The following is a 25236-nucleotide window of genomic DNA, read 5'->3' as shown; positions in this document are numbered from 1 at the left end:
ACCGGCCCCTCCCTGACCTCCTGCGTCGGACCGGAGCCCCCTACCGCGCGAGCGGTTTCGTTCGTCGACCCGTAGCGGCCGGTCGGCACTCTACAAAGCAGCCATTCGGACGCGGGTCTGGTGACCACCTCGGTGAGAAAGCGTCATACGCGCATGCGGAAACCCTCTCAGGGTGTTGCATCACAAGTTACTGCCTCGAAAAGCGTGTTGTCACGGGTGACTAAAAACACGCCGGGTGTGCCTGACCCGAGCACGTGCAGAGGCTCCAACTTGGCGACCTGCCTCCAGAATTCATCCGTGTACGTGTCATCGACGTTGAGCGGACTAAACCCTAGCCGATTCACGAAATTTGCATGGGGCTCAAATTTTATAAACCTATCGTACACGTACCACTCGTCAAACCCTGGCATCGGAAGCTGAGATACCACCTTGACTAACGGACTGACCGCGAGTGTGCCGATCTTTGACCATCCCGCCGTGAATTCCTCATCGGTCGGCGTATATGGGCCGCTGTCACAACTTGCAATTGCAACATATCGCCCTAGCACTAATTCCGGACAGCGTAGAACTAAGTCCTCGATAGCCCCGTCAGTCCCGTCGCTCCATTCGACTATCCGATAGCCGGCACGTTCGCCTGTTCGCGTTACTCTCTCCCCGCTCTCGTCCGTCAGATTATCGATCATCTTTTCTAGAAATGCCCGCACATGTGCTTCCGCTTCTTCGCGCGTACCCTCGAAGTTCAACCTAATAGCGCCATTTCCGAATTGACAATCAGTTGCCTCCTGCACTACTTCGTAGCCGAATATGAATGTTCCGTCGTCGCGCTGGTATACGTGAAACCCAACGTCGTACGCTAAGCCGTGCGCATTTTGTCGCACATACCGAAACGTCTGATCATATCCGGCCCGGAATTTCATCTGGTTGCCTCCATTCGACAGCAATTGAGACTTACGATCTGGATTTCTGTGCGGTTCCTGCAGACGAGTCAGGAAGCGACGAGGGGCTTAGGCCAGTCACCGTTTCAAGACGCAGGCATCGAACGCCTTTGGTAGCTCACTCAGGGGGATGGCATTTGTATTGGGTGTCAACGGCGCCTGAACGTCAATACCTCCAACGCGAGTTTCGACGTCGACCTCTCCAAGGGCTTGATCGAGGAAGAGGTAAGCGATGGCGCGAAATGTCTTGCGCTCCACAGCGGAATAACCTGCTATGAATACCGTGAGGTCCGCCTTCTCGCCATCAGGATAAATGTCTACAGAAACAGAATTCGCCTTTACCGTGATGCCGTTATATTGAATGTCGGCTGGTTCTCTGCGAGGGCGGAACTTGATCACTTTCCACCTTGGCAATTCGGGGGCCGAGGAAGCAAGGCTTTCGACCTTCGGAAAGGCTGCGCGAATTCCATCGGCGCTAATGACGAACTCACGCTGGCGGTTCTGCTTTGGCCCGAACTCGAATGTGAGGCTGGAATCCACTTTGTGCATTTCAGCGGTCAACCGATCGAAGGTTACTTCCTGGTCGCGCTCAAAATCATAGAGACTCGCTTCGTTCGTTTGAAACCATTTCCAGAAATCGGTTTCAGGCGAGGCATGCGCGCGACCAGCAAGGAAGGCGAATATTGCTGAGACCACGATAAGGAGTGAGCGCACGGAAATCATGAAGGACGGAACCAAGTATTGGGGAGCATTTTTCCTGCATCACTCCGACGCCCGCTCCCTCGTTTGGCATTCATCGTCGCGTTGCGGCTAATTTCTGTGCTTGCACGGAGGAAGTTTTTTCAGTGGCCGCTCCTATAGTACGCCGCACTGAAGGATTGCTTTCTGTGCGAAACCCCACCACCTGCCATACATTGGGACGATGCGGGGCGAGAATACTGTAAACGTCTGCCTGCGGCCGACCGGTGTCTCCGATTGGCCTCTCAACCGAAGGTGTCGCTCCCCGATTGTCGACCGTCTTGGCATAGAACTCGAATGACCCAAAGTGGCCGATATCTCGCATTAGAGCGCGCATGTCCGCACGTTCGCTGAAGTCCTTGTCGAACGTCCGCGCTTCGCTTCCCAGGCAAACACCCACCGCCCGCCTGGGGGTATCTCAGGCGATGACCTTCTACGCTGCGGCAGCCTGCTCGCGCATGCGACGGGCTTCGTCGCGCAGGAACTGCTGGTAATCATCCAGATCGCCGTCGAAGGGCTCTACGCCGCCCTTGGTGACCAGCCAGAACTCGTCACATACGGCGCGCAGCAGGGCCCGGTCGTGACTGACCAGCATCACCGTGCCTTCGAATTCGTTGAGCGCCATGGCCAGCGCTTCACGTGTGGCCAGGTCGAGGTGGTTGGTCGGCTCGTCGAGCAGCAGCAGGTTGGGGCGCTGCCACACGATCATGCACAACACGAGCCGCGCCTTTTCGCCGCCGCTCATCGTGCTAACCGCCTGATGGACCATGTCGCCACTGAAGTTGAAACTGCCAAGGAACGTGCGAAGCGACTGTTCGGTACCGCTCTGGCCAGGCGCGCGCATGTGCGGCGGCGTGTCCCTGGCAAGGCGGATCATGTGTTCCATCGGCGTGTCGAGCGGACGCAGCACGTCGAGTTCCTGCTGGGCGAAGTAGCCGATGTTCAGGCCCTTGCCTTCGCTGATTTCGCCAGCAATCGGCGCCAGCGCATGCGCCACCGTCTTCACCAGCGTGGACTTACCCTGACCGTTGGCACCGAGTATGCCGATGCGCTGCCCGGCCAGCACGGAACGGTTGATGCCCCGCACGATGACCGTGGGCGGCGTGCCCGGCAGTGCGCCGGCCGGCGCGGGGTAGCCGAAGCTCGCGTCCAGCATCGACAACAGCGGGTTCGGGACGTTGAGGGGCTCCCTGAACTCGAAGTTGAACTCTGCATCCGCAAGCACTGGTGCGATCTTCTCCATGCGTTCGAGCGCCTTGACCCGGCTCTGCGCCTGTTTGGCCTTCGAGGCCTTGGCCTTGAAACGGTCGATGAATTTCTGCAGGTGGGCGATCTTGTCCGCTTGCCTCGCCATCGCAGCCTGCTGCAACACGAGCTGCTCAGCGCGCATGTCTTCGAACTTGCTGTAGTTGCCGCCATAACGTACGAGCTTGGCGTTGTCGACGTGCACCGTCACCTGCGTCACCGCGTCGAGGAATTCGCGATCGTGGCTGATCACGACCAGGGTTCCTTGATAGCGCTTGAGCCAGGTTTCCAGCCAGACCAGCGCGTCGAGGTCGAGGTGATTGGTCGGCTCGTCGAGCAGCAGCAGGTCGGATGGGCACATCAGCGCGCGCGCCAGCTGCAGTCGCATGCGCCAGCCGCCGGAGAAACTGTTGACCGGCTGGTCAAGCTGCGCGGCCGTAAAACCAAGTCCCAGGATCAGCGCCTGGGCACGTGCGGGGGCATCGTGTGCACCGGCGTCGTGCAGGGCCATGTAGGCGTGCGCCATGCGCATGCCGTCGTCGCTGGCCTCGGCGGCGGCGACTTCGGCCTGCGCGGCGAGCAGCACGGTGTCACCCTCGACTACGAAGTCGGTCGCGCCCTGCTCGGTCTCCGGCATCTCCTGAGCGACCTGGCCCATCTTCCATGCAGGGGGAATCGAGAATTCGCCGCTATCTTCGTGCAGCTTGCCGTTGAGAAGGCCGAAGAAGGACGACTTGCCGGCGCCATTGCGGCCGACAAGACCAATCTTTTCGCCGGGGGTGAAGGTGACGGACGCGCGGTCGAGCACGACATTGACGCCGCGGCGCAGCGTGACATTACGGACAGAAATCATAAGGAGCTACTTCGGAGAGGTTTGGCATGATAGCCGACCGGAAGCACAGGGCTGTCTCTTTTCTGAGCCGCTTGCGCTTTGCGGCGCCCACCGGCCACAAAGCAAGGCAGGCCCTGGCGCACCGGGTGTACCGGCTGCGGGGCCAGCGAACATAGCAGTGAATGACGGCTCCTGCCCGCTGCCGCCCCACCAGAACACGGCGCTCTCCTTCCGGGCGACCAATGCGGCTTCGACATTCAGCGGGAGACTATCGGAAAACCCGTCCCCAAACCGCCCTGATTCTTCGAGCGCGGTCTTCAAAGAGATATGAGGCGGCCAGAGCGAGCAGACCCGAAACGATACCCGTCGCGACGTGCTCGACAAAGGGAATGCGGTAGTGGCTCGCATGCGAATAAGCGTCGCCTAACGTTGTCAGACAGCCGACGACCAGCGCATTGCCATATCGATGCGTGTAGAGTTTCGCCGCCGGCGTGAACGTCAGAAGTACCGCCAGGATTCCGGTGAGCAGCCCTGTCCGGAATGCAATCGTCCAGTGTGCAAGACTCATCACGTTGCCCCAGCTCCCCGGCATGCAGGTCATGCACGCGCTGGCAGGCTGCCAGAAACGCTGAGCAAACAGCCTGACCCGGCGTTTCCACTCGCTTGACATGATGTATCCCCATCGATGCGTCACGTACGACGCCGCTCTCAGTTTCGCTGGGACGGCCTCCATGCTCTTTCTCTTGGCCAGTTTGAACCAGGATGTCGGCCCCGTCATGGATGCGGAGAGCGTGCGCGGCCTCAAGCTCAAAGAGTGGCGTATCCACGGTGGAATACTACTCCGCGACCGGAGCCCCGCCGTTTCGACAGGAGCCGGAGTTCGGCCCCGGCACCAGTCGGCGCGGCCCCGTTTCCGCTGGGTGCGAATGTCGTGCCGCACGTCCATTGCATCACTTGCTCCGTGCGTGGCCACTGGCAAGCGGGCTAACGGACGCTTGGGGCGATCTGCACGAAGCGCTACGAGCACTGCGAGCCGACTGTCGGACAGAGATTTCCGAAGCGGAGCACGTAAAGGTTGATGACCTGATTCGCGCCATCGCAGTCATCGTTTTTAGGCGATGACCGGCAGCTAACGGCCGACCCCGGCCCGTATTGCCCATCCTCCACAGAAATCCACGAAGACCGCCCCAAAAAAAAAGCACGCCCGCAGGCGTGCTTCTGTGACTGCAAAAACGCAGCGCGTCAGCGCACCCGCATCCCCGGTTTCGCGCCGCTGTGCGGCTCGAGAATATAGAGGCCGGGTTCGGCCTTCTCGTTGGCCGACGATGCCGCGAGCACCATCCCTTCGGACATGCCGAACTTCATCTTGCGCGGCGCGAGGTTCGCGACCATCACCGTGAACTTGCCCTTGAGGTCCTCCGGCTTGTAGGCCGAGCGGATGCCCGAGAACACGTTGCGCGTGTGCTCTTCGCCCACGTCGAGCGTCAGTTGCAGGAGCTTGTCCGAGCCTTCGACAAACGCGCAATCGACGATCAGCGCGATGCGCAGGTCGATCTTCGCGAAGTCGTCGATCGAGATGACTTCGGGCGTTTCCGGTTCGGCCTTGGTCTTGGCGCTGTCCTTGGTGGCGTCCTTCGAAGCCTTCGACTTCTGCTTGGCATCGGCAGAGGCAGCGGCGGTCGCGGCGGGTGCCTCGGCGGCCTGCAGCGAATCGCGGTTCGCGGCGAGCAATGCTTCGATCTGCTTCGGATCGACGCGCGTCATGAGGTGCTTGTACGCGTTGATCGGCTTGGCCGACGAGAGCGGCCGCGTAGCATCCGCCCACACGAGCGGCGCGATCGACAGGAAGCTTTCCACGCCCGCGGCGAGCGTCGGCAGCACCGGCTTGAGCGCGAGCGAGAGCAGACGGAACGCTTCGAGGCTCACGCTGCAGGTTTCGTGCAGCGCGGCCGAGTTGGCCGGATCCTTCGCCTGCTCCCACGGTTTCGCGGTATCGACATAGGCGTTGACGGCGTCGGCGAGTTCCATCGTGTGGCGCAGCGCGCGGCCGTAGTCGCGCGACTCGTAGTGCGCGGCGATCTGCCGGATCGCATCGCGCAGTTGCGCCACCAGCGGATGCTGCATCGCGCTGTCCAGCACGCGGCCGTCGAAACGCTTGATGAGAAAGCCCGCCGCGCGGCTCGCGATGTTGATGTACTTGCCGACGAGGTCGCTGTTCACGCGCGCGAGGAAGTCTTCGAGGTTCAGGTCGAGGTCTTCCATCGTGCCGTTGAGCTTGGCCGCGAAGTAGTAGCGTAGCCACTCGGGATTCAGGCCCGTCGTGACGTAGCTTTCGGCCGTGATGAACGTGCCGCGCGACTTCGACATCTTCGCGCCGTCCACCGTGAGAAAGCCGTGCGCGAACACGTTGGTCGGCGTGCGATGGCCCGAGAATTCGAGCATCGCCGGCCAGAACAGCGTGTGGAAGTACAGGATGTCCTTGCCGATGAAGTGATACTGCTCGGTCTTCGCGCCGGGCTTCACCCACGCATCGAAGTCGAGGCCGCGCTGCTCGCACAGGTTCCTGAAGCTCGCGTAGTAGCCGATCGGCGCGTCGAGCCACACGTAGAAGTACTTGCCCGGCGCGCCCGGAATCTCGAAGCCGAAGTACGGCGCGTCGCGCGAGATGTCCCAGTCGGCAAGCTTCGATTCGCCCGCTTCGCCCAGCCACTCGCGCATCTTGTTCGTGGCTTCGGGCTGCGCGAGGCCGCTCACCCAGCCGCGCAGGAATTGCTCGCAGCGCGGGTCGGAGAGGCGGAAGAAGTGATGTGTCGAGGTCTTGCGCACAGGCGTCGCGCCCGAGACGACCGAGTACGGATTCTTCAGATCGGTCGGCGCGTAGGTGGAGCCGCACACTTCGCAGCTGTCGCCGTACTGGTCCTTGGCGCCGCATTTCGGGCATTCGCCCTTGATGAAGCGATCCGGCAGGAACATGTTCTTGACCGGGTCGTAGGCCTGCTCGATGTCGCGCGTGTCGATCAGCCCCGCTTCCTTGAGCGCCAGATACACCGACTCGGAGAGCGCGCGATTTTCTTCGGAGTCCGTCGAGTAGTAGTTATCGAACGAAATGCCGAAGCTGTCGAAGTCGCGCTTGTGCTCCTGCCAGACGCGCGCGATCAGTTGCTGCGGCGTGAGGCCTTCCTTCTCGGCGCGCAGCATGACGGGCGTGCCGTGCGTGTCGTCGGCACCGACGTAGTAGACCTCGTGGCCATGCATTCGCAGCGCGCGAACCCAGATGTCCGTCTGGATGTACTCGACCAGGTGGCCGATGTGGATTTGCCCGTTGGCGTAGGGCAGGGCGGACGTGACGAGAATCTGGCGGCGGGCCTGCTGAGCTTGGTGTGTGCCGGCGGCACTGAGGTCGGTGGCGGGTGCTGACATAGGGAGGGAGTCCGGTGATGCGGGAGGTCGAAACTGCGATTTTAGCAGGGCTGTCGGAGTGCGCATTCCGGGCCGGGAGCGATGTGCGCAGCGTGTGGGCAACCCGCGGACAGACCGCGGACAAAATCGGCGGGCAAAAAAAACCGGGGCACGATAGCCCCGGAGCAACAACGACAAGAGGAGAATGGTGACGCGGCGGCTTCGCCAGCCACGTACCGTCAATACAGACCGCCGTTGGGCGAGAGAGTTCGAAGTTTTTTCGATTCTGTCGCCGCTGCAGCCAGGCCTGGCCTGGGCCGGTCCAGCCCGGCGGTCGTCCTGCCGTCAGCCTTGATGCTGCGCCGTCGCGCGCAGATAGATCTCCACGCGCCGGTTGGCTGCACGGCCTGCCTCGGTGTTGTTGTTCGCGATCGGCTGGGTGTCGCCGCGGCCCTCAGCCGCGAGGCGTTGCATCGGGATGCCGCGCGACGTCAGGTAATTCACGACGCTCTGCGCACGGTTGACCGACAGCGTCTGGTTGAACGCGGGCTGGCCCGTGCTGTCGGTATGGCCGACGACCTGGGCGACGACTTCCGGATTCTGCTGCAGCGTCTGCGCGACCTGGTCGAGCACGGGAGCGAACGTCGGCCTGATCGCGTAGCTGTTGGTGTCGAACGTCACGTTACTCGGGATGTTGAGCTTGAGCGAGCCGTCCGGCTGCTCGGTGATCTGCGTGCCCGTGCCCTTGGTCGCGCCGGAGAGCCGGTTGCGGATGGCCGACCAGTTGTAGCCGGTGATGCCGCCGACCAGCGCGCCGGCGCCGGCGCCGATCGCCGCACCCTTGCCGCCGCCGAAGATGGCGCCAAGCGCCGCGCCGGTGCCGGCGCCGACGCCCGTGCCGACAGCCGTGTTCGTGCCCTGCTGGGTTGCGCAGCCGGCGACGAGTGCTCCGGCGACGACGAATACGGACAGGCGAGTCATGATTCTTGTGTTCATTTTGATTCCTCTCTTGAGTGGGACAAGACTGCCGCCGACGTCCGGCGGACGGCTCGCAGGCCCCGGCTGGAGTCAGGGTCTTCGGGCGGCGCGAGTCGGCAGCTACTACAATGGCGGCTTGAAGGCCTGTATCGCGAGCTTCGCGGTTTCGAATCCGACGCCGCGAAGCGTGCCTTGCCAGCAGAAATATCGCAATCCAGCTTAACAATTTCTTTCGAATTTTGGTGCCAGCGCGGCAAGGCGGTCCACGCGCGCGGCCTGCGTTATCACGGAGTATCAATGAGCATAGATCGGGCTTTGGTCGACGCCGCGCTCGCGGCCCTCACGGATCCGAACACCGGCCACCCGTATGCGACGGGCAAGGGCGTGCGTAATGTCACCGTCGAGGGCGAGGGTGTCGGCGTGGAAATCGTGCTCGGCTATCCGGCGAAGAGCCAGGTCGACGCGATCCGCGCGCAGGTCGAGGCGGCGCTCGCCGCCGTGCCGGGCGTCAAGTCGAGCCGCGTCGCGGTGCGCACCGAGATCGCCGCGCACGCTGTTCAGCGCGGCGTGAAGCTGCTGCCGAACGTGAAGAACATCGTGGCGGTCGCCTCGGGCAAGGGCGGTGTCGGCAAGAGCACGACGGCCGTGAACCTCGCGCTCGCGCTCGCCGCCGAAGGCGCCTCGGTGGGCGTGCTCGACGCCGATATCTACGGTCCGTCGCTGCCGATGATGCTCGGCATCCACGGCCGCCCCGAGTCGCCGGACGGCCAGTCGATGAACCCGCTCGAAGGCCACGGCGTGCAGGCGAACTCGATCGGCTTCCTGATCGAGGAAGACAACCCGATGGTGTGGCGCGGCCCGATGGCCACGTCGGCCCTCGACCAGCTGCTGCGCCAGACCAACTGGCGCGATCTCGACTATCTCGTCGTCGACATGCCGCCGGGCACCGGCGACATCCAGCTCACGCTCTCGCAGCGCGTGCCCGTGACGGGCGCCGTGATCGTCACGACGCCGCAGGACATCGCGCTGCTCGATGCGAAAAAGGGCCTCAAGATGTTCGAAAAGGTCGGCATTCCGATTCTCGGCATCGTCGAGAATATGGCCGTGCACGTCTGCTCGAACTGCGGGCACGCCGAGCATGTTTTCGGCGCGGGCGGCGGCGAGCGCATGGCGCAGCAATACGGCGTCGAAGTGCTCGGCAGCCTGCCGCTCGACATCTCGATCCGCGAGCAGGCCGACTCGGGCAATCCCACCGTCGTCGCCGATCCGAACGGCCGCATTGGCGAAACGTATCGCGCCATCGCGCGGCGCGTCGCCATCCAGATCGCCGAGCGCGCACGTGACATGACGTCGAAGTTTCCGAGTATCGTCGTGCAGAACACGTAAGCCGGACGCCCTTGCTGCTTGGGGCTGAGCGCGCCTTTTCGGTGCGCGTGCGGGTATCATGTGGCCCATCGGGTCCGGTACGATGACCGCAGGGGCGGCTCCCGGTTGCCAAGAGGATTGCATGGGAAAAGGAAACGACTGGCCAGCAGGGTTGGCCGCCGGGTTCGCCTCGCGGCTTGCCTCGCGGTTTGCATCGCAGTTTGCATATGCAGTGCCGGTAGTCGCCGGCTGCGTGCTGCTGAGCGGCTGCGCCGGTTTCATGGGACAGCAGGACAAGCGCGCGACCGCGCAGCTGCTGCCCACGATGGGTAGCCAGGTGCGCGGCACGGTATCGTTCGTCGAACGTTCGGACGGCGTGCAGGTGAATTACAACCTCGCCGGTCTGCCGCGCGACAGCGATCACGCCCTGCAGGTTCACGAACGCGGCGACTGCAATGCCGCCGATGCATCGAGCGCGGGCCCCGTCTTCGCGCCCGCCGCCGACCGCCTGAAGCCCGGCGTACGCGTGGAGGGCGATCTCGGCAACATTCACGCCGATTCGAACGGCGTTGCCTCCGGCTTCATCGTCGCGCCCGACGTTTCGCTCGACGGCGTGCGCTCGGTGCTCCAGCGCGCCGTGCTGGTCCACCGCGAACCGATCGACCCCTACGCATACCCGCAACGCGGCACCGGCACGGCGCTCGCATGCGGCGTGATCCGCGCCCAGTGAGCGCGCCCTTTTGTCGCGCTGCGCCCCGCGGCGCGGCGGCAGGGCGGGCTTGCAGCCGGTTCGGCATGGTTGTGCGGATCGCCGCGCGCCCGGGGTGCAGGGGCTGAACGTGTTGCGCGGATGCACGGCTGCCACGCGTTGCCGACGCGCATTCCGGCAGGCCAATCCACATCGCGTAAAATAAGCGCCTTTCGTCTTTTAACTGGCACGCAGCGACCCAATATGGCAATCAAATCCGACAAGTGGATCCGGCGCATGGCCGCAGAGCACAAGATGATCGAGCCGTTCGTGCCCGACCAGATCCGCACGTCCGAGGACGGCCGCAAGATCGTGAGCTACGGTACGTCGAGCTACGGCTACGACATTCGCTGCGCCGACGAATTCAAGATCTTCACGAACATCAATTCGACGATCGTCGACCCGAAGAACTTCGACGAAAAGTCGTTCGTCGATTTCCGCGGCGACGTGTGCATCATCCCGCCGAATTCGTTCGCGCTCGCGCGCACGGTCGAGTATTTCCGCATCCCGCGCAACGTGTTGACCGTGTGCCTCGGCAAGTCCACGTACGCGCGCTGCGGGATCATCGTGAACGTCACGCCGTTCGAACCGGAATGGGAAGGCTACGTGACGCTCGAATTCTCAAATACGACACCTTTGCCTGCGAAAATCTACGCGAACGAGGGCGTCGCGCAGGTGCTCTTCTTCGAGAGCGACGAGATCTGCGACGTGTCTTACGCGGATCGCGGCGGCAAGTACCAGGGGCAGCACGGGGTCACGCTGCCGAAAACCTGATCCGGCCTGGACTCACCACTCATACGAGATACGGGGACCGCTGTGCAACACATGCAGCGGTCGTTTCTTTTGGAGAATCGCCCATGAAGTTTCGTTTTCCCGTCGTCATCATCGACGAAGATTTCCGCTCCGAGAACATCTCGGGTTCCGGCATCCGTGCACTCGCCGAAGCGATCGAGAAAGAGGGCGCGGAAGTCCTCGGGCTGACGAGCTATGGCGACCTGACGTCGTTCGCGCAGCAGTCGAGCCGCGCATCGTGCTTCATCCTGTCGATCGACGACGACGAATTGCTGCCGTACGTCGAGGGCGGCGACGAGGAAGCCCCCGAGCACGCGCCCGCGATCATCGCGTTGCGCGCGTTCATGGAGGCCGTGCGCCGCCGCAACGCGGACATCCCGATCTTCCTGTACGGCGAGACGCGCACCTCGCGCCATCTGCCCAACGACATCCTGCGCGAGCTGCACGGCTTCATCCACATGTTCGAGGACACGCCGGAGTTCGTTGCGCGCCACATCATCCGCGAGGCGAGGGTCTATCTCGACGCGCTCGCGCCGCCGTTCTTCAAGGAACTCGTCAAGTACGCGGACGAAGGCTCGTACTCGTGGCACTGCCCGGGCCACTCGGGCGGCGTGGCGTTCCTGAAGAACCCGCTCGGCCAGATGTTCCACCAGTTCTTCGGCGAGAACATGCTGCGCGCCGACGTCTGCAACGCCGTCGACGAACTCGGCCAGCTGCTCGACCACACGGGCCCGGTCGCGGCCTCGGAGCGCAACGCGGCGCGCATCTTCAGCGCGGACCACGTGTTCTTCGTGACCAACGGCACGTCCACCTCGAACAAGATCGTCTGGCACGCAACGGTCGCGCCGGGCGACGTCGTGCTCGTGGACCGCAACTGCCACAAGTCGATCCTGCATTCGATCACGATGACGGGCGCGATCCCCGTGTTCCTCACGCCGACGCGCAACAACTTCGGCATCATCGGTCCGATTCCGCGCGACGAATTCAAGCCGGAGAACATCCGCCGGAAGATCGAGGCGAATCCGTTCGCACGCGAGGCGCTCGCGAAGAATCCGAATCTCAAGCCGCGCATCCTCACGATCACGCAGAGCACCTACGACGGCGTGATCTACAACGTCGAGATGATCAAGGATCTGCTCGGCGACATGCTCGACACGCTGCACTTCGACGAAGCGTGGCTGCCGCACGCCGAATTCCACGACTTCTACCAGGACATGCACGCCATCGGCGCGGGCCGTCCGCGCACCGGCTCGCTCGTGTTCGCGACGCACTCCACGCACAAGCTGCTCGCGGGCATTTCGCAGGCTTCGCAGATCGTCGTGCAGGACTCGGAAAACAGCGTGTTCGACCGTCACCGCTTCAACGAAGCGTATCTGATGCATACGTCGACGAGCCCGCAGTACGCGATCATCGCGTCGTGCGACGTGGCTGCCGCGATGATGGAGCCGCCGGGCGGCCCGGCGCTCGTGGAGGAGTCGATTGCCGAGGCGCTCGACTTCCGCCGCGCGATGCGCAAGGTGGACGCCGAATACGGCGACGACTGGTTCTTCCAGGTCTGGGGCCCGGACGAGCTGGCCGAGGAGGGCATCGGCTCGCGCGAGGACTGGATGCTGCGCCCGAACGATCACTGGCATGGCTTCGGCGCGCTCGCCGAAGGCTTCAACATGCTCGACCCGATCAAGGCGACGATCGTCACGCCGGGCCTCGACGTGGACGGCGAATTCGGCGAGACCGGCATTCCGGCCGCGATCGTGACGAAGTATCTGGCCGAGCACGGCATCATCGTGGAGAAGACGGGCCTGTACTCGTTCTTCATCATGTTCACGATCGGCATCACGAAGGGCCGTTGGAATTCGATGGTCACCGAACTCCAGCAGTTCAAGGACGACTACGACAACAACCAGCCGCTGTGGCGCGTGCTGCCCGAGTTCGTCGCGCAGCATCCGGCGTACGAGCGCATCGGCCTGCGCGACCTGTGCCAGCAGATCCACAGCGTCTATCGCGCCAACGACATCGCGCGCCTCACGACCGAGATGTACCTCTCGGACATGGAGCCCGCGATGAAGCCGTCCGACGCGTTCGCGAAGCTCGCGCACCGCGAAGTGGAACGCGTGGCCATCGACGAACTCGAAGGCCGCGTCACCTCGATCCTGCTCACGCCGTATCCGCCGGGCATTCCGCTCCTGATTCCGGGCGAGCGCTTCAACAGGACGATCGTGAACTACCTGAAGTTCGCGCGCGAATTCAACGAACGATTCCCGGGATTCCACACGGACATCCACGGTCTGGTCGGCGAGATGATCAACGGGCGCATCGAGTATTTCGTCGATTGCGTGCGCGACTGATTGCGATGATGAAAGGCAAGACGATGCGCGTCGCGCGGCTGGCCGCCGGTTTGCGCGCTGCATCGCTGACGATGGCGGCGTGGCTGCTCTTCGCGGGCCACGCGCACGCCGAAGTAGGCGCCGCCGATCCGATCGATACGGCCATGCGCACGTGTCTTGCGCGCGCGGACCGCTCGTCGGCGGCGGGGCAGGTGCAGTGCATGGACGACTCGCGCACCGCGTGGCGCAGCGCCGCCGACAGCGCGTTCATGCAACTGCTCGCGAAGCTGCCGGTCGCGCGGCGCTTGCGCTGGCAACTGAGCGAAACGCGCTGGGTGGCGTGGCGCGATGCCGAGGACATCATGCTGGCCGCGGCGTTCGATACGTCGAGCGGCTCGTCCTATAAGCTCTACGAAGCGGATATGCGGCTGCAGCCGGTGCGCGACCGCGCGCTCACGCTGCGCGCCGAAGCGCGCGCGCTTGCGGACCAGCCGACGCCGCGCGCGCGCGTGTGTTCGGCGGACGCGCGCTGCGAGCACGTGAGCTACGATCTGAACCGCTATTACCGCAAGCTCTACGCGCGCATGCCCGCGCACGGACGGCCTGCCGTCGCGCGCGCGCAGGCCGCATGGCGCGCCTATAGCGACGCGACCACGCCGCTCCTCGACGAACACGCGCGGCTCGATTTGCTGGGTGCGCGGCTCGCGACGCTCAAGCGGCTCTCGGAGACCGTGGGCAATCGCTAGCTGGTGGTGAGACTGGCCGCGCCGATGCGGCGCTCAGTCGATGAGGAATTCTTCGGACGTGCGCACCGGCACGGTCGTGGGATCGCCGAGGAGGTCGTGCAACGCGACCCCGATCTGCTTCGACATCGTCGTGAGCGCGAGATCGTTGTCTTCGGTGCCGAACGGGTCTTCGATCTGCGCGGCAATCGTTTCGTGCGCCATGAACGCGTAGGCGACGAACACCGCGAAAATCGGCGTCGCCGCGCCGATGCTGTCCACGAGACCGAACGGCAGCATCGCGCAGAAGAAGTACACGGTGCGGTGGATCATCACGGTGTACGCGAACGGCAGCGGCGTCGAGGCGATGCGCTCGCAACCGCCGATCACATCCGAAAGGGCATTCAGATTGCGCTCGAAGGCGAGCACGGCCCAGCCGTCGAGGCCGCCTTCGCGCGCTTCCCGGCGCATCCATTCCGATGCGCACATCAAGAGCGTGACCGGACGAAAGCGCGAAGCCATCACGCGCTCGAACAGCGCGGGCGGCAGATGGGCCTTGAGATCGTCGTGCGGGTCGGTGTTGCGCAATTGATGGCGCAACGCGTGCGGCAGCGCGCAGAGCAGTGTGACGAGCTCGCGCGTGCGCGGGCGAGGGTCTTCGTCGTTGGCGAGCGTCAGCGCCTGGCGCGTGAGCGAGCGCGACTCGTTGAGGAGCAAACCCCAGAGCTTGCGGCCTTCCCAGTAGCGGTCGTAGCTCGCGTTGTTGCGAAAGCCGAGGAACACCGCGAGCGCGATGCCCATCAGCGAGAAGGGCACCGTGCTCAGATTGACGGTGACTTTGATGATGTGATCGTGCGAAGCCACCGCGACGATCGAGATACACAGCACGAGGAAGAGCCGTGGCAGCAGCTCGGGCAGCACGGAGCCGCGCCACGCGAGCAGCATCCTGAACCAGTTCAGGTGGGGACGGACGATCATTGGAACACGAATAACAGAGGAACAAGGCCGGCGGCGCCGGCCGGGACGCACCGGGCGCGGCACAGGCTGCCGCGCCGTGCGTCATGCGCGCAGGCCTTGGTCGACCCGTTACCTGACGCGTTACTTGACGAGCGCGGCGCGCGCCGCTGCGATGGCCGCGCGGACCTGCTCCGGCGCGGTGCCGCCCGGATGGTTGCGCGCCGCGACCGAGCCGTCGAGCGTCAGCACGGCGAACACGTCGTCGCCGAGCAGATGCGACACGGCGGGCAGCTCGCGGCGCATTTCGTCGAGCGTGAGGTCCGCGAGATCGCAGTTGCGGTCCACGCAGATGCGCACCGCGTGCGCGACTGCCTCGTGCGCGTCGCGGAACGGCAGGCCGCGCTTGACCAGGTAGTCGGCGAGGTCGGTGGCCGTCGAGAAGCCTTGCAGCGCCGCCGCGCGCATCGACTGTGCCTTCACGGCGATGCCCGCCACCATTTCGGCGAAGATACGCAGCGTGTCCGCGACCGTATCGACGGTGTCGAACAGCGGCTCCTTATCTTCCTGGTTGTCCTTGTTGTAGGCGAGCGGCTGGCCCTTCATCAGCGTGAGGAGCGCCATCAGATGGCCGTTCACGCGGCCCGTCTTGCCGCGCGCGAGTTCGGGCACATCGGGGTTCTTCTTCTGCGGCATGATCGACGAGCCGGTGCAGAAGCGGTCGGCCAGATCGATGAAGCCGACGCGCGGGCTCATCCACAGCACGAGTTCTTCCGAGAAGCGCGAGACGTGCGTCATGACGAGCGCCGCGGCAGCCGTGAATTCGATCGCGAAGTCGCGGTCCGAAACGGCGTCGAGCGAGTTCGCGCAGATGCCGTCGAAGCCGAGCGTCTTCGCCACCGCAAAGCGGTCGATCGGGTAGCTCGTGCCCGCGAGCGCCGCCGCGCCGAGCGGCAGGCGGTTCACGCGCTTGCGGCAATCGATCATGCGCTCGCTGTCGCGCGTGAACATCTCCACATAGGCGAGCAGGTGATGGCCGAACGTGACCGGCTGCGCGACCTGGAGGTGCGTGAAGCCGGGCATGATCGTGTCCGCGTGCTGTTCCGCGAGGTCGAGGAGGGCGGTGCGCAAGTCGCCGAGCAGGCCGCCGATGCGGTCGATCTCGCCGCGCAGCCACAGGCGGATGTCGGTGGCGACCTGGTCGTTGCGCGAGCGGCCCGTGTGCAGGCGCTTGCCCGCATCGCCGATCAGCGCGGTCAGGCGCGCTTCGATGTTCAGGTGGACGTCTTCGAGGTCCAGTTGCCACTCGAACTCGCCGCGCTCGATTTCGCCCTTGATCTGCGCCATGCCGCGCTGGATCGCGGCGAGGTCGTCGGCGGCGATGATCTTCTGCGCGGCCAGCATCGACGCGTGCGCGAGCGAGCCCTCGATATCGACGATCGCGAGGCGCTTGTCGAAGAAGACCGACGACGTGTAGCGCTTGACCAGCTCCGACATGGGTTCGGAGAAGCGAGCCGACCAGGCTTCGCCTTTTTTGTGCAGTTGGGACGTCATGGTGTTGAGCGATGAGCGGTGGGATGGCGAGCCCCGCGGCGTGGCCGCTTGTCGCGTGCCGGCGGCGCGCGGCGGGGAAAAACGGCAATTTTACCATCGGCGGCTGACGGACTGGCGCCGCTGGCGCTTCTGGTGACGCGGGTGACGCTGGCTGGCGGCGCTCAGAGCCGGACGAGTACCACGAGCTTCAGATCTTCCCGGTGCGCGGGCTTGAACGTGATCTGGTCGTAGGCGACGCGGCCGTGGCGCGGGTGATTGAACTCGCGCCGCCCGCCCTCGCGCTCGAACACGTCCTGCGAGGCCCAGAAGCGCGTGAACTCGTCGCTGGCGGCGATCAGCGACTCGATCAGCGCGTGCGTGGGCGCGTCGTTCAGGTGCCGGATCGAATCGGCGCGGAATTCGGCGGCGAGCCGCCGGGCGCGCGTGGCCCAGTCGGCGATCAGTTCGCGCGCGAGCGGCTCGGTGAACGTGAAGCGCAGCAGGTTGCGGTCGTGCTCGCCGTCGAGCCAGCCCGTGAAGAGGTCCGCCGCGTGGGCGTTCCAGGCGAGCGCCGTCCACTGGCGGTCGAGCACGTAGGCGGGCGCGTTCACGAGTTGAACGGTCTGCAGGAGCGTCGCGGGCGCGTCGGCGGCGTTGGCCGGATCGGGCTCGGCGGGGTCGCGCTGCGCGGCGAGTTCGAACAGATACGCGCGTTCGGCGCGCGAGAGCTGCAGCGCAACGGCGATGCGCGCGAGCGCGTCCGCCGATGCCGACACGGGCCTGCCTTGCTCGATCCACGTGTACCAGGTGGGGCTCACACCGCACAGCTGGGCGACTTCCTCGCGGCGCAGGCCCGGCGTGCGGCGGCGCGGGCCGGGCGGCAGCCCCACGGCCTGCGGCGACAGGCGTTCGCGATGGGCGCGGATGAACTCGCCGAGCGCTTGCGCGGGCGTGGCGTCGAGGGTTCGGCTGCTGGTGGCTTCGGGGGCGTCGAGACTCATGATGCGGGACGGGTGGTGGCGATACCAGAATATCCGCTTAACTTGTACTGGTACAAACGGGCCTCTATTGTAGCGTCTGACGTGATGAAAGGCCCGCCGCGTCGGACGCCCGGCGAAATGCCGCCGTGCGTCCCTGCGCTTGCTGACGCGCGATGGCGCCCCACAATACAGCCGCAAGCCATGAGGAACATTCGATGAAGCATCACGACCAGGTCGCCGACGCGTTCGGCACGAGCGCCGCCGCTTATCTCACGAGCCAGGTCCACGCGACCGGGGCCGATCTGGAGAATCTCGCCGCCACGTTTGCGACGACCAGTGGCCACGCGACGGTGCTGGACATGGGCTGCGGCGCGGGCCATGCGAGCTTCGCCGTGGCGCCGCACGTGCGCGAGGTGGTGGCCTACGACATCGCGCAGCCGATGCTCGACACGGTCGCCGCCGCCGCCCGCGAGCGCGGGCTCGCCACGATCCGCACGCAGCAGGGCGCCGCGGAAACGCTGCCGTTTCCCGACGGCTCGTTCGACTGGGCAATCAGCCGCATGAGCGCGCATCACTGGCGCGACGTTCCGCGCGCGCTGGCGGAGGTGCATCGTGTGCTCAAGCCGGGCGGGCGGCTGAAGTTCATCGATATCGCGGGCATCGACGACCCGCTTTACGACACGCATATCCAGGCGATCGAGGTGCTGCGCGACGCATCGCATATCCGCGACTATCGCGCCGACGAGTGGATCGCCATGCTCGAACGCGCGGGTTTTACTGCCAGCGTGACGCAGCGCTGGCGTATCGCGCTGGAATTCGATTCATGGGTCGCGCGCATGCGCACGCCGCCCGAGCGCGTCGCCGCGATCCGCTCGATGTGGGACCGGGCGCCCGATGAGGTGCGTCACTATTTCGATGTGCGCGACGATGGCTCTTTCAAACTCGACGCGGTAATGATCGAGGCGACGCGGCGGGACTGAAGCATCGCTGCGCTCGATACGAACAAAAACGGCGTCGTGCCCGCGAGAGGCACGACGCCGTTTTTCATGACGCAGAGCGCCGCGTGTGGAAGGCTCAGCCCGTATTGCGCAGGCCCGCCGCGATCCCGTTGATGGTCAGGTGAATGCCGCGGCGCACGCGCGGGCTCGGGTCGCCCGCGCGATAGCGCTTGATCAGTTCCACCTGGAGGTGATTGAGCGGATCGAGATACGGGAAGCGGTTCTTGATCGAACGTGCGAGCAGCGGGTTATCGGCGAGACGACCGCTTGCCCCCGTGATCTCGTTGAGCACGCGCGTCGTGCGTTCCCATTCCGCGACGATGCGCTCGAACACATGCTTGCGCAGCTTCTTGTCGGTCACGAGCTGCGCGTAGCGCGACGCCACCGCGAGGTCCGTCTTCGCGAGCGTCATGTCCATGTTCGACAGCAGGTTCGAGAAGAACGGCCAGTCCTTGTACATCTTCTTGAACATCGCGAGCCGGCGCGTGCGCTCGGCCTGGCTGCCCGCAGCGTCGAGATACGACGTCACGGCGCTGCCGAAGCCGTACCAGCCCGTGAGCAGCAGGCGGCACTGGCCCCACGAGAAGCCCCAGGGAATCGCGCGCAGGTCGTCGATCTTGCGGTTCGCCGGGTCCTGGAGCTTGCGCGACGCGGGCCGGCTGCCGATGTTCAGCTCGGCGATTTCGGTGATCGGCGTGGATGAGAAGAAGTAGTCGGTGAAGCCGGGCGTCTCGTACACGAGCGAGCGGTACGCGGCCATCGCCGCATCCGAGAGCGTCTGCATGATCTCTTCGAACGCCGGCAGTTGCTCCGGTGCGTTGCCCGCCGTGTTGCCCGCTGTATTGCCCATCGGCAGCAGCGTTGCTTCGAGCGTCGCGGCAATCACGGTTTCCAGATTGCGGCGGCCGATCTCCGGGTTGCCGAACTTGCTCGCGATGACTTCGCCCTGCTCGGTCAGGCGGATCTGGCCTTCGACCGTGCCCGGCGGCTGCGAGAGGATCGCGTTGTAGGTCGGGCCACCGCCGCGGCCTACCGTGCCCCCGCGGCCATGGAACAGGCGCAGCCGGATGCCGCGCTCGCGATGCAGCGCGACGAGCGCGAGTTCGGCGCGATACAGCTCCCAGTTCGACGTGAGGAAGCCGCCGTCCTTGTTGCTGTCCGAGTAGCCGAGCATGATTTCCTGCTCCTTGCCCTGGTGCTCGACGATGCTGTCGATGCCCGGCAGCGCAAGCAGATCGCGCATGATGTTCGGGGCGTGGCGCAAGTCGGGGATCGTCTCGAAGAGCGGAATCACCATGAGCGCGGCGCGCGCGGGGTCGTCCGCGTGGCCGAGGCGCCCGCTCAGGAGGCCCGTTTCCTTCTGCAGCAGCATCACTTCGAGCAGGTCGGAGACGGTTTCGGTGTGCGAGATGATGTAGTTGCGCACCGCGCGCGCACCGAATTTCTCGCGCGTCACGCGCGTCATCTCCAGCACGCCGAGTTCGCTTTTCACGCGGTCCGAATAGTCGAGATACGGCGAGCGCAGCGTGCGCGGGTCGGCAAGCTGCCTGAGCAGCACGGTCTGCTTGTCCTCTTCGGACAGCCCGGCATAGTCGGTTTCGAGGCCCGCACGCGCGAGCAGTTCGGCGATCACGGCTTCGTGGACGTCCGAGCTTTGGCGCAGGTCGATCGACGCGAGATGGAAGCCGAACACTTCGACGGCGCGCAGCAGCGGCGCGAGGCGCGGCGTGGCGAGCGAAGCGCCGTGATGCTCGGCGAGAGAGTCCATGAGGATGCGCAGGTCGCGCGAGAACTCGGCTGCGTCGGCGTAGGGCTGCGCGCGCACGGGTGCTGCGCCGCGGCCCGCGCTGCGCACCGCAACCACGCCTTCGCCCAGCCGCACACGCGCGCTCGCGGCAAGCCGCGTATAGACGCCGATCAGCGCGCGGCGATACGGCTCGTCGACGCGATGCGGCGACTGGTCGGGCGAGGCATCTGCCAGCGCCTTGAGTTCGGCGCTCGCGCCCGCGAGCAGGTTCGACACGGAAAGCTCCGCGCCGAGCCGGTGCACTTCATCGAGGTAGTGCTGCAGGATCACGTGCGCCTGGCGCTCGCTCGCTTCTTCGAGCGTGGCGGCCGTGACGTTCGGATTGCCGTCGCGGTCGCCGCCGATCCAGCTGCCCATCTGGAAGAACGCGGGCAGGCGCGCGCTCACGCCGTGCTCCTTCAGCGAGGTTTCGATCTCGCCGTACAGCGCGGGGATCTCGGTGAGGAAGGTCGTGTGGTAGTACGAGAGCGCGTTTTCGATCTCGTCGCCGACGGTCAGGCGCGACGCGCGCAGCATGCGCGTCTGCCAGAGCGACGTCACGCGCGCGCGCAGCAGCGATTCATTCAACGCGCGTTCGCGATGCGTGAGCTGCTGGTCGCGCTCGGCGAGCAGGCGCGCGATGTCGTGCTGCGAATCGAGCGTGCTTTTGCGCTGTACTTCCGTGGGGTGCGCGGTGAGCACGGGCACGATCAGCGCGTCGTTGAAGAATTGCTGGAGCACCGGCGTCGCGGCGGCGCCCGCCTCGGCGAGGCGTTCGAGCGAATGCGAGATGGTGCCTGGTTGCGGCGCCGAACCCGCGAGATCGTGGATGCGGTGACGGCGGTTGCGATGGCGGTCCTCGGCGATGTTGGCCAGATGCGAGAAGTAGCTGAACGCGCGCACGACGCTCACGGTCTGCTCGGGCGAGAGCGCGCGCAGCTGCTTGTCGAGCGTGAGCGCTGCGGCGTTGTCGTCTTCGCGGCGAAAGCGCACGGCGGTCTGGCGGATCGTCTCGACGACGTCGTACACCGCGTCGCCTTCCTGCTCGCGCACGACTTCGCCCAGCAGGCGCCCGAGGAAGCGGATGTCCTCGAAGAGCGGCTGGTCCTTGTCGTCGCGGGTGCGGCCATTGCGCGCGGGCTGCGGCGTTTTGGCGTTGGCTGCAGGGGGGATCTTCGTTTCCGGAACGGCGGATTTCGATTTCGCAGTGGCCGCTTTGCCGGCTTTTTTCGTGGTGGACGCGATGGCCGCATTCGCCGCCGCCGTTGCCGCTGCGGTTGCCGCTTTCATGGCTTTGGATTTTTTGTCGGCATGCTTCTTCGAGGTGGTGTCGGCCGTCGAAGAATCGTTCTGCGATGCGTTATTGCGGCGCTCTGCGCGCGCCGATCCGGAAGACTTCACGATGATTTCCTTGATGCTTGCAGGGGGTGAGTCGGTTAATCGGGGGAGACTGCCAACTGCGCGAGCCCCGGCCTGAGCCGGGTTCGGTACTGCGGGTGCAACCTGGAGCGGGCGGGGGTGTTACCCGGCGCAACTGCGGCGAACAGCGTCGATGCGGCGCGATGGATGCCAAGAGCGGATTCAGCGGAAAGAGTGGAAATAGCGGCACAAAGCGCGGCAAAAAGCAGGCGGCTTGTGCGCCGTCGTCGGAAATCCCCGTGGGGACTGCCCTGAGCGGGGCGCGTGCTAACATTGCCTGTTATCCGAATCTGTTCTTCGAACCCGTCATTCGACTCCTTGGCCATGAACTCCGAGATGTTATCCACGCCCACGCCCCGTACGCTTGTGATCGTTTCACGGGAGAGCCGCCTTGCGATGTGGCAGGCCGAGCATGTGCAAGCTACGCTGCGCAAATTATATCCATCCTGTGACGTGAAAATCGTCGGAATGACGACGCGCGGCGATCAAATTCTCGACCGCACGCTCTCGAAGGTCGGTGGCAAGGGGTTGTTCGTGAAGGAACTCGAGCAGGCGCTCGCCGAAGGACAAGCCGATCTCGCAGTCCATTCGCTCAAGGATGTGCCGATGGAGCTGCCCGAAGGCTTCACGCTCGCGGCCATCACGGAGCGCGAGGACCCGCGCGACGCGTTCGTCTCGAACGACTTCGATTCGCTCGCGGCGCTGCCCGCGGGCAGCATCGTCGGCACGTCGAGCCTGCGCCGCGAAACGATGATCCGCGCGCGCTATCCGCATCTGGAAATCCGGCCGCTGCGCGGCAACCTCGATACGCGTCTCGCCAAGCTCGACCGCGGCGACTACGCGGCGATCATTCTCGCGGCGGCGGGCCTCAAGCGCCTGGGCCTCGGCGCACGCATCCGCTCGCTGATCGAAACTGAGGACAGCCTGCCGTCGGCTGGCCAGGGCGCGCTCGGCATCGAGATCCGGGCCGACCGCGCCGACGTTGCGGCGTGGCTCGCGCCGCTGCACGACGACGCAACCGCGAAGGCCGTCGAGGCCGAACGCATGGTGTCGCGCGCACTCGGCGGCAGCTGCTCGGTGCCGCTCGCGGCCTACGCGCACTGGCGCGACGGCGCGCTGCAATTGCGCGGCACGATCGCCACGCTCGATGCAAGCCGCGTACTGGCTGCCGAGGGCGCATCGCCCGCCGCAAGCGTTGAAGAAGCCATCAAGCTTGGCCGCGAAGTGGCCGATTCGCTGATCGCGCAGGGTGCGCTCGATATCGTGCGCACGCTGTCCGAAGCGGCGCAGGCCGAAGGCGCGCCGAACACGCCGCCGGGCACTGAGCGCAATACCTCAGGCAATACGCCAGGCAATACCCCGGGCAACGAGGCGGGCGGTACCCCGTCCGGCATGTGATGACCGGCGCCGCGGATCAAAACGCGGCCCGACCGGGCCAGTCCGACGAGTGGGGCGGCCCGGCGGAGCGTGCGCCGGCTTCCACTCCTTTTACTGCTGTCATTACCCGACCGTCAGGTCAGTCCGAGGCGCTCGTTGCGCGCCTCGCCGCGTGCGGCATCCGCACGCTCGATTTCCCGCTGATTTCCATCGAACCCGTGCGCGACCCTGCACCGCTCGTCGCGGCGCTTGGCGCGCTCGACCGCTATGCGCTCGTCGTGTTCGTCTCGCCGAATGCCGTCGATCGCGCGTTCGCCGCTTACGCCCCGATTTCCTCGATCTGGCCGTACGCGCTGCCGGTGGCCGTGGTCGGCCCGGCGAGCGTCGCGGCGCTGGCGCGGTACGGCGTCGCCGCGCCCGCGTATCGCGTGGTCAGCCCGGCGGGCGGCGCCGATGAAGAGGCCGCGCGGTTCGATTCCGAAGCGCTCTACACCGCACTCGAAGCGCATTTCGGCGCCGATGGGTTCGCGGGCAAGCGCGTCCTGATCGTGCGCGGCGACGGCGGCCGCGAATGGCTTGCCGACCGTCTGCGCGAAGCGGGCGCCGAAGTCGAACACGTGGCCGCTTACCGGCGCGTCGTGCCCGAACCGCCGATGGCCGCCTGGACCCAGGTTCACGCGTTGCTCGCGGGCGCGCCGCACGCCTGGCTCGTGACGAGTTCCGAGGGCGTGCGCAACCTCGCCGAACTGGCGCGCGAGCACCTGACAGCAGGCGAAATCGCCGAACTGCACCACTCGCCGCTCGTCACGCCGCACCCGCGGATTGCCGAGACGGCGCGGGGAATGGGTTTTGATAGGATTACGCTGTCCGGCGCGGGCGACGAGCGCATCGTCGAGGCGCTGGAGCGACTCGCTTCTTCCGTTGTTCAACCGGTTCAGAACAATCCGGCCCCCGGGTCGACACAATCACGCATGACTGATTCGAACAATTCCGGCAACGTAGCGCAGCCTGGCGTCCCATCCGCGGGCGCGACATCCGGTACTTCACCTGTACGCCCGGCCTGGGCCGCCGCGCCTTCGGCGCAGACTTCCGGGAAGCGCGGCGCAGGCTCCGCCTTGCTGTGGCTCGTCGTGGCGCTGGTCGCGGGCGGAGCGGGCGCGGGCGGCTTCGTGCTCAACCGCAAGCTCGATCGAGTCGATCACCAGCTGGTGCAGCACCAGCTGGCTGCCGATCAGCAGATGGCCGCGCTGCGCGCGCGCGCCGATCAGGCTGCTGCGGGCGCGCAGCAGATCGACCGGCAGATCGCGCAGCTCGAAGGCAAGATCGCCGACGCGCAGACCGCGCAGCAGGCGCTCACGCAACAGTACGCGGACCTCGCGAAGAATCACGACGAATGGACGCTCGCCGAGGTCGGCCAGATGCTCTCGAGCGCGAGCGAACAGCTTCAGCTGACCGGCAACACGCAGCTTGCGCTGTTTGCGCTGCGCAGCGCCGATACACGCCTCGCCGCCACGGCCAGCCCGCAGGCGCTGGTCGTGCGCAAGGCCATCGCGCACGACATCGAAAAGCTCCAGGCCGCACCGTCCACCGATCTCACGGGTCTCGCGATCAAGCTCGACACGGCGCTCGGCGAGGTCGACTCGCTGCCGCTCGCGGGCGAGGAGATCGTCGCGCGGACGAAGCCGCAGGCCGGCGCGCACGCCGACATCGAGAAGATCGCCGCCGAGAACCACGAACCGCGCTGGAAAGCGTGGCTCAATACCTTCTTCGCGGGCATCGGCCACCAGATCACGAGCCTCGTGCAGGTGCGCCGCGTCGATAACGCCGACGCCATGCTCATCGCGCCCGAGGAAGGCTACTTCGTGCGCGAGAACCTGAAGATGCGCCTCGTTTCGGCGCGTCTGTCGCTGCTCTCGCGCAACCAGGACGCGCTCAAGTCCGACCTCGCCGCCGCCGACGCCGCGCTCGCGCGCTACTTCGACAGCGCGTCGAAGGACACGCGTGCCGTGCGCGATCTGGTGCAGCAGGTGAAGGATGGCTCGAAGGCGGTCGTGCTGCCGAACCTCGACGCGAGCCTGCAGGCGATCCAGCAATACAAGAGCCGGGGGTAA

Annotated in this window: 18 protein-coding genes; 8 read left to right on the top strand and 10 right to left on the bottom strand. The window is 65.4% G+C overall.

All coding sequences use genetic code 11. The features are described 5' to 3' along the window. Positions 1-167 precede the first annotated feature (167 nt). The 6 genes from ACFPTO_RS19685 to ACFPTO_RS19660 form a co-directional block, all read right to left on the bottom strand. Positions 168-917, bottom strand: coding sequence for a hypothetical protein (locus ACFPTO_RS19685; protein ID WP_377713936.1), 750 nt, complete (start codon positions 915-917; stop codon positions 168-170). 96 nt (positions 918-1013) lie between these two features. Beyond that, entirely contained in the window at positions 1014-1658 is a 645-nt protein-coding gene (locus ACFPTO_RS19680; RefSeq protein ID WP_377713934.1) for a hypothetical protein, read from the bottom strand. A gap of 448 nt (positions 1659-2106) precedes the next feature. Then, complete coding sequence (locus ACFPTO_RS19675) at positions 2107-3771, bottom strand: ABC-F family ATP-binding cassette domain-containing protein (protein WP_377713932.1); 1665 nt, start codon at positions 3769-3771, stop codon at positions 2107-2109. Positions 3772-4018: 247 nt separating this feature from the next. Continuing rightward, positions 4019-4420, bottom strand: coding sequence for a hypothetical protein (locus tag ACFPTO_RS19670; RefSeq protein WP_377713930.1), 402 nt, complete (start codon positions 4418-4420; stop codon positions 4019-4021). A 572-nt stretch (positions 4421-4992) separates the two neighbouring features. After that, positions 4993-7170 carry a methionine--tRNA ligase gene (metG, locus tag ACFPTO_RS19665; protein ID WP_377713928.1) on the bottom strand — a complete coding sequence of 726 codons (2178 nt, stop codon included), beginning with the start codon at positions 7168-7170 and terminating at the stop codon, positions 4993-4995. Between the two features lie 324 nt (positions 7171-7494). After that, a complete protein-coding gene (locus ACFPTO_RS19660) occupies positions 7495-8145 on the bottom strand; it encodes a YiaD family glycine zipper/OmpA-like lipoprotein (RefSeq protein ID WP_293036909.1) in 651 nt (216 codons plus the stop codon). 279 nt (positions 8146-8424) lie between these two features. Between ACFPTO_RS19660 and apbC the strand changes: the two genes are divergently transcribed. The 5 genes from apbC (at position 8425) to ACFPTO_RS19635 (ending at position 14102) form a co-directional block, all read left to right on the top strand. Continuing rightward, positions 8425-9513 (top strand): iron-sulfur cluster carrier protein ApbC, encoded by a 1089-nt coding sequence (gene apbC, locus ACFPTO_RS19655; RefSeq protein ID WP_377713926.1) that lies wholly within the window; start codon positions 8425-8427, stop codon positions 9511-9513. Positions 9514-9634: 121 nt separating this feature from the next. Then, on the top strand, positions 9635-10222 hold the full coding sequence (locus tag ACFPTO_RS19650) for a superoxide dismutase family protein (protein WP_377713924.1): 588 nt from the start codon (positions 9635-9637) through the stop codon (positions 10220-10222). A gap of 222 nt (positions 10223-10444) precedes the next feature. Continuing rightward, a complete protein-coding gene (dcd, locus tag ACFPTO_RS19645) occupies positions 10445-11014 on the top strand; it encodes a dCTP deaminase (RefSeq protein WP_293034664.1) in 570 nt (189 codons plus the stop codon). 83 nt (positions 11015-11097) lie between these two features. Continuing rightward, complete coding sequence (locus tag ACFPTO_RS19640) at positions 11098-13377, top strand: Orn/Lys/Arg family decarboxylase (RefSeq protein ID WP_377713922.1); 2280 nt, start codon at positions 11098-11100, stop codon at positions 13375-13377. Positions 13378-13382: 5 nt separating this feature from the next. Continuing rightward, positions 13383-14102: a lysozyme inhibitor LprI family protein gene (locus ACFPTO_RS19635; RefSeq protein WP_377713920.1), complete on the top strand. Its 720-nt coding sequence runs from the start codon at positions 13383-13385 to the stop codon at positions 14100-14102. 33 nt (positions 14103-14135) lie between these two features. Here the strand turns inward: ACFPTO_RS19635 and ACFPTO_RS19630 are convergent, their stop codons facing one another. The 3 genes from ACFPTO_RS19630 to ACFPTO_RS19620 all read right to left on the bottom strand — a co-directional run bounded on the left by ACFPTO_RS19630 (position 14136) and on the right by ACFPTO_RS19620 (position 17566). Next, positions 14136-15056: a bestrophin family protein gene (locus tag ACFPTO_RS19630; protein ID WP_377713918.1), complete on the bottom strand. Its 921-nt coding sequence runs from the start codon at positions 15054-15056 to the stop codon at positions 14136-14138. A 120-nt stretch (positions 15057-15176) separates the two neighbouring features. After that, positions 15177-16586, bottom strand: coding sequence for an argininosuccinate lyase (gene argH / locus ACFPTO_RS19625; protein WP_377713916.1), 1410 nt, complete (start codon positions 16584-16586; stop codon positions 15177-15179). 161 nt (positions 16587-16747) lie between these two features. After that, complete coding sequence (locus ACFPTO_RS19620; protein WP_377713914.1) at positions 16748-17566, bottom strand: helix-turn-helix transcriptional regulator; 819 nt, start codon at positions 17564-17566, stop codon at positions 16748-16750. 194 nt (positions 17567-17760) lie between these two features. Here ACFPTO_RS19620 and ACFPTO_RS19615 point away from each other — a divergent pair, with 194 nt between their 5' ends. After that, the gene (locus tag ACFPTO_RS19615; protein ID WP_377713912.1) at positions 17761-18525 is read left to right on the top strand and encodes a class I SAM-dependent methyltransferase; all 765 of its coding nucleotides are present in this window, start codon (positions 17761-17763) and stop codon (positions 18523-18525) included. 94 nt (positions 18526-18619) lie between these two features. On the opposite strand, the gene ppc is transcribed toward ACFPTO_RS19615, so the two are convergent. Then, positions 18620-21730, bottom strand: coding sequence for a phosphoenolpyruvate carboxylase (gene ppc, locus ACFPTO_RS19610; RefSeq protein ID WP_377713910.1), 3111 nt, complete (start codon positions 21728-21730; stop codon positions 18620-18622). A gap of 342 nt (positions 21731-22072) precedes the next feature. Here ppc and hemC point away from each other — a divergent pair, with 342 nt between their 5' ends. Next, positions 22073-23146, top strand: coding sequence for a hydroxymethylbilane synthase (gene hemC, locus ACFPTO_RS19605; RefSeq protein WP_377713908.1), 1074 nt, complete (start codon positions 22073-22075; stop codon positions 23144-23146). After that, entirely contained in the window at positions 23146-25236 is a 2091-nt protein-coding gene (hemDX, locus tag ACFPTO_RS19600; protein WP_377713906.1) for a fused uroporphyrinogen-III synthase HemD/membrane protein HemX, read from the top strand. Before hemC ends, hemDX begins: the two co-directional genes overlap by 1 nt.

Origin of the sequence: Paraburkholderia denitrificans, from assembly GCF_042655705.1 — a bacterium.
Classification (GTDB): domain Bacteria; phylum Pseudomonadota; class Gammaproteobacteria; order Burkholderiales; family Burkholderiaceae; genus Paraburkholderia; species Paraburkholderia denitrificans.
Note: the sequence above shows the minus strand (reverse complement) of the source record. Positions and strands in the feature narration are given on the sequence as shown.

Bases quoted from the DNA above. Each gene is read 5' to 3' on its own strand.
- ACFPTO_RS19685 (WP_377713936.1), bottom strand. From the start codon at position 917: ATGAAATTCCGGGCCGGATATGATCAGACGTTTCGGTATGTGCGACAA.
- ACFPTO_RS19680 (WP_377713934.1), bottom strand. From the start codon at position 1,658: ATGATTTCCGTGCGCTCACTCCTTATCGTGGTCTCAGCAATATTCGCC.
- ACFPTO_RS19675 (WP_377713932.1), bottom strand. From the start codon at position 3,771: ATGATTTCTGTCCGTAATGTCACGCTGCGCCGCGGCGTCAATGTCGTG.
- ACFPTO_RS19670 (WP_377713930.1), bottom strand. From the start codon at position 4,420: ATGTCAAGCGAGTGGAAACGCCGGGTCAGGCTGTTTGCTCAGCGTTTC.
- metG (WP_377713928.1), bottom strand. From the start codon at position 7,170: ATGTCAGCACCCGCCACCGACCTCAGTGCCGCCGGCACACACCAAGCT.
- ACFPTO_RS19660 (WP_293036909.1), bottom strand. From the start codon at position 8,145: ATGAACACAAGAATCATGACTCGCCTGTCCGTATTCGTCGTCGCCGGA.
- apbC (WP_377713926.1), top strand. From the start codon at position 8,425: ATGAGCATAGATCGGGCTTTGGTCGACGCCGCGCTCGCGGCCCTCACG.
- ACFPTO_RS19650 (WP_377713924.1), top strand. From the start codon at position 9,635: ATGGGAAAAGGAAACGACTGGCCAGCAGGGTTGGCCGCCGGGTTCGCC.
- dcd (WP_293034664.1), top strand. From the start codon at position 10,445: ATGGCAATCAAATCCGACAAGTGGATCCGGCGCATGGCCGCAGAGCAC.
- ACFPTO_RS19640 (WP_377713922.1), top strand. From the start codon at position 11,098: ATGAAGTTTCGTTTTCCCGTCGTCATCATCGACGAAGATTTCCGCTCC.
- ACFPTO_RS19635 (WP_377713920.1), top strand. From the start codon at position 13,383: ATGATGAAAGGCAAGACGATGCGCGTCGCGCGGCTGGCCGCCGGTTTG.
- ACFPTO_RS19630 (WP_377713918.1), bottom strand. From the start codon at position 15,056: ATGATCGTCCGTCCCCACCTGAACTGGTTCAGGATGCTGCTCGCGTGG.
- argH (WP_377713916.1), bottom strand. From the start codon at position 16,586: ATGACGTCCCAACTGCACAAAAAAGGCGAAGCCTGGTCGGCTCGCTTC.
- ACFPTO_RS19620 (WP_377713914.1), bottom strand. From the start codon at position 17,566: ATGAGTCTCGACGCCCCCGAAGCCACCAGCAGCCGAACCCTCGACGCC.
- ACFPTO_RS19615 (WP_377713912.1), top strand. From the start codon at position 17,761: ATGAAGCATCACGACCAGGTCGCCGACGCGTTCGGCACGAGCGCCGCC.
- hemC (WP_377713908.1), top strand. From the start codon at position 22,073: ATGAACTCCGAGATGTTATCCACGCCCACGCCCCGTACGCTTGTGATC.
- hemDX (WP_377713906.1), top strand. From the start codon at position 23,146: ATGACCGGCGCCGCGGATCAAAACGCGGCCCGACCGGGCCAGTCCGAC.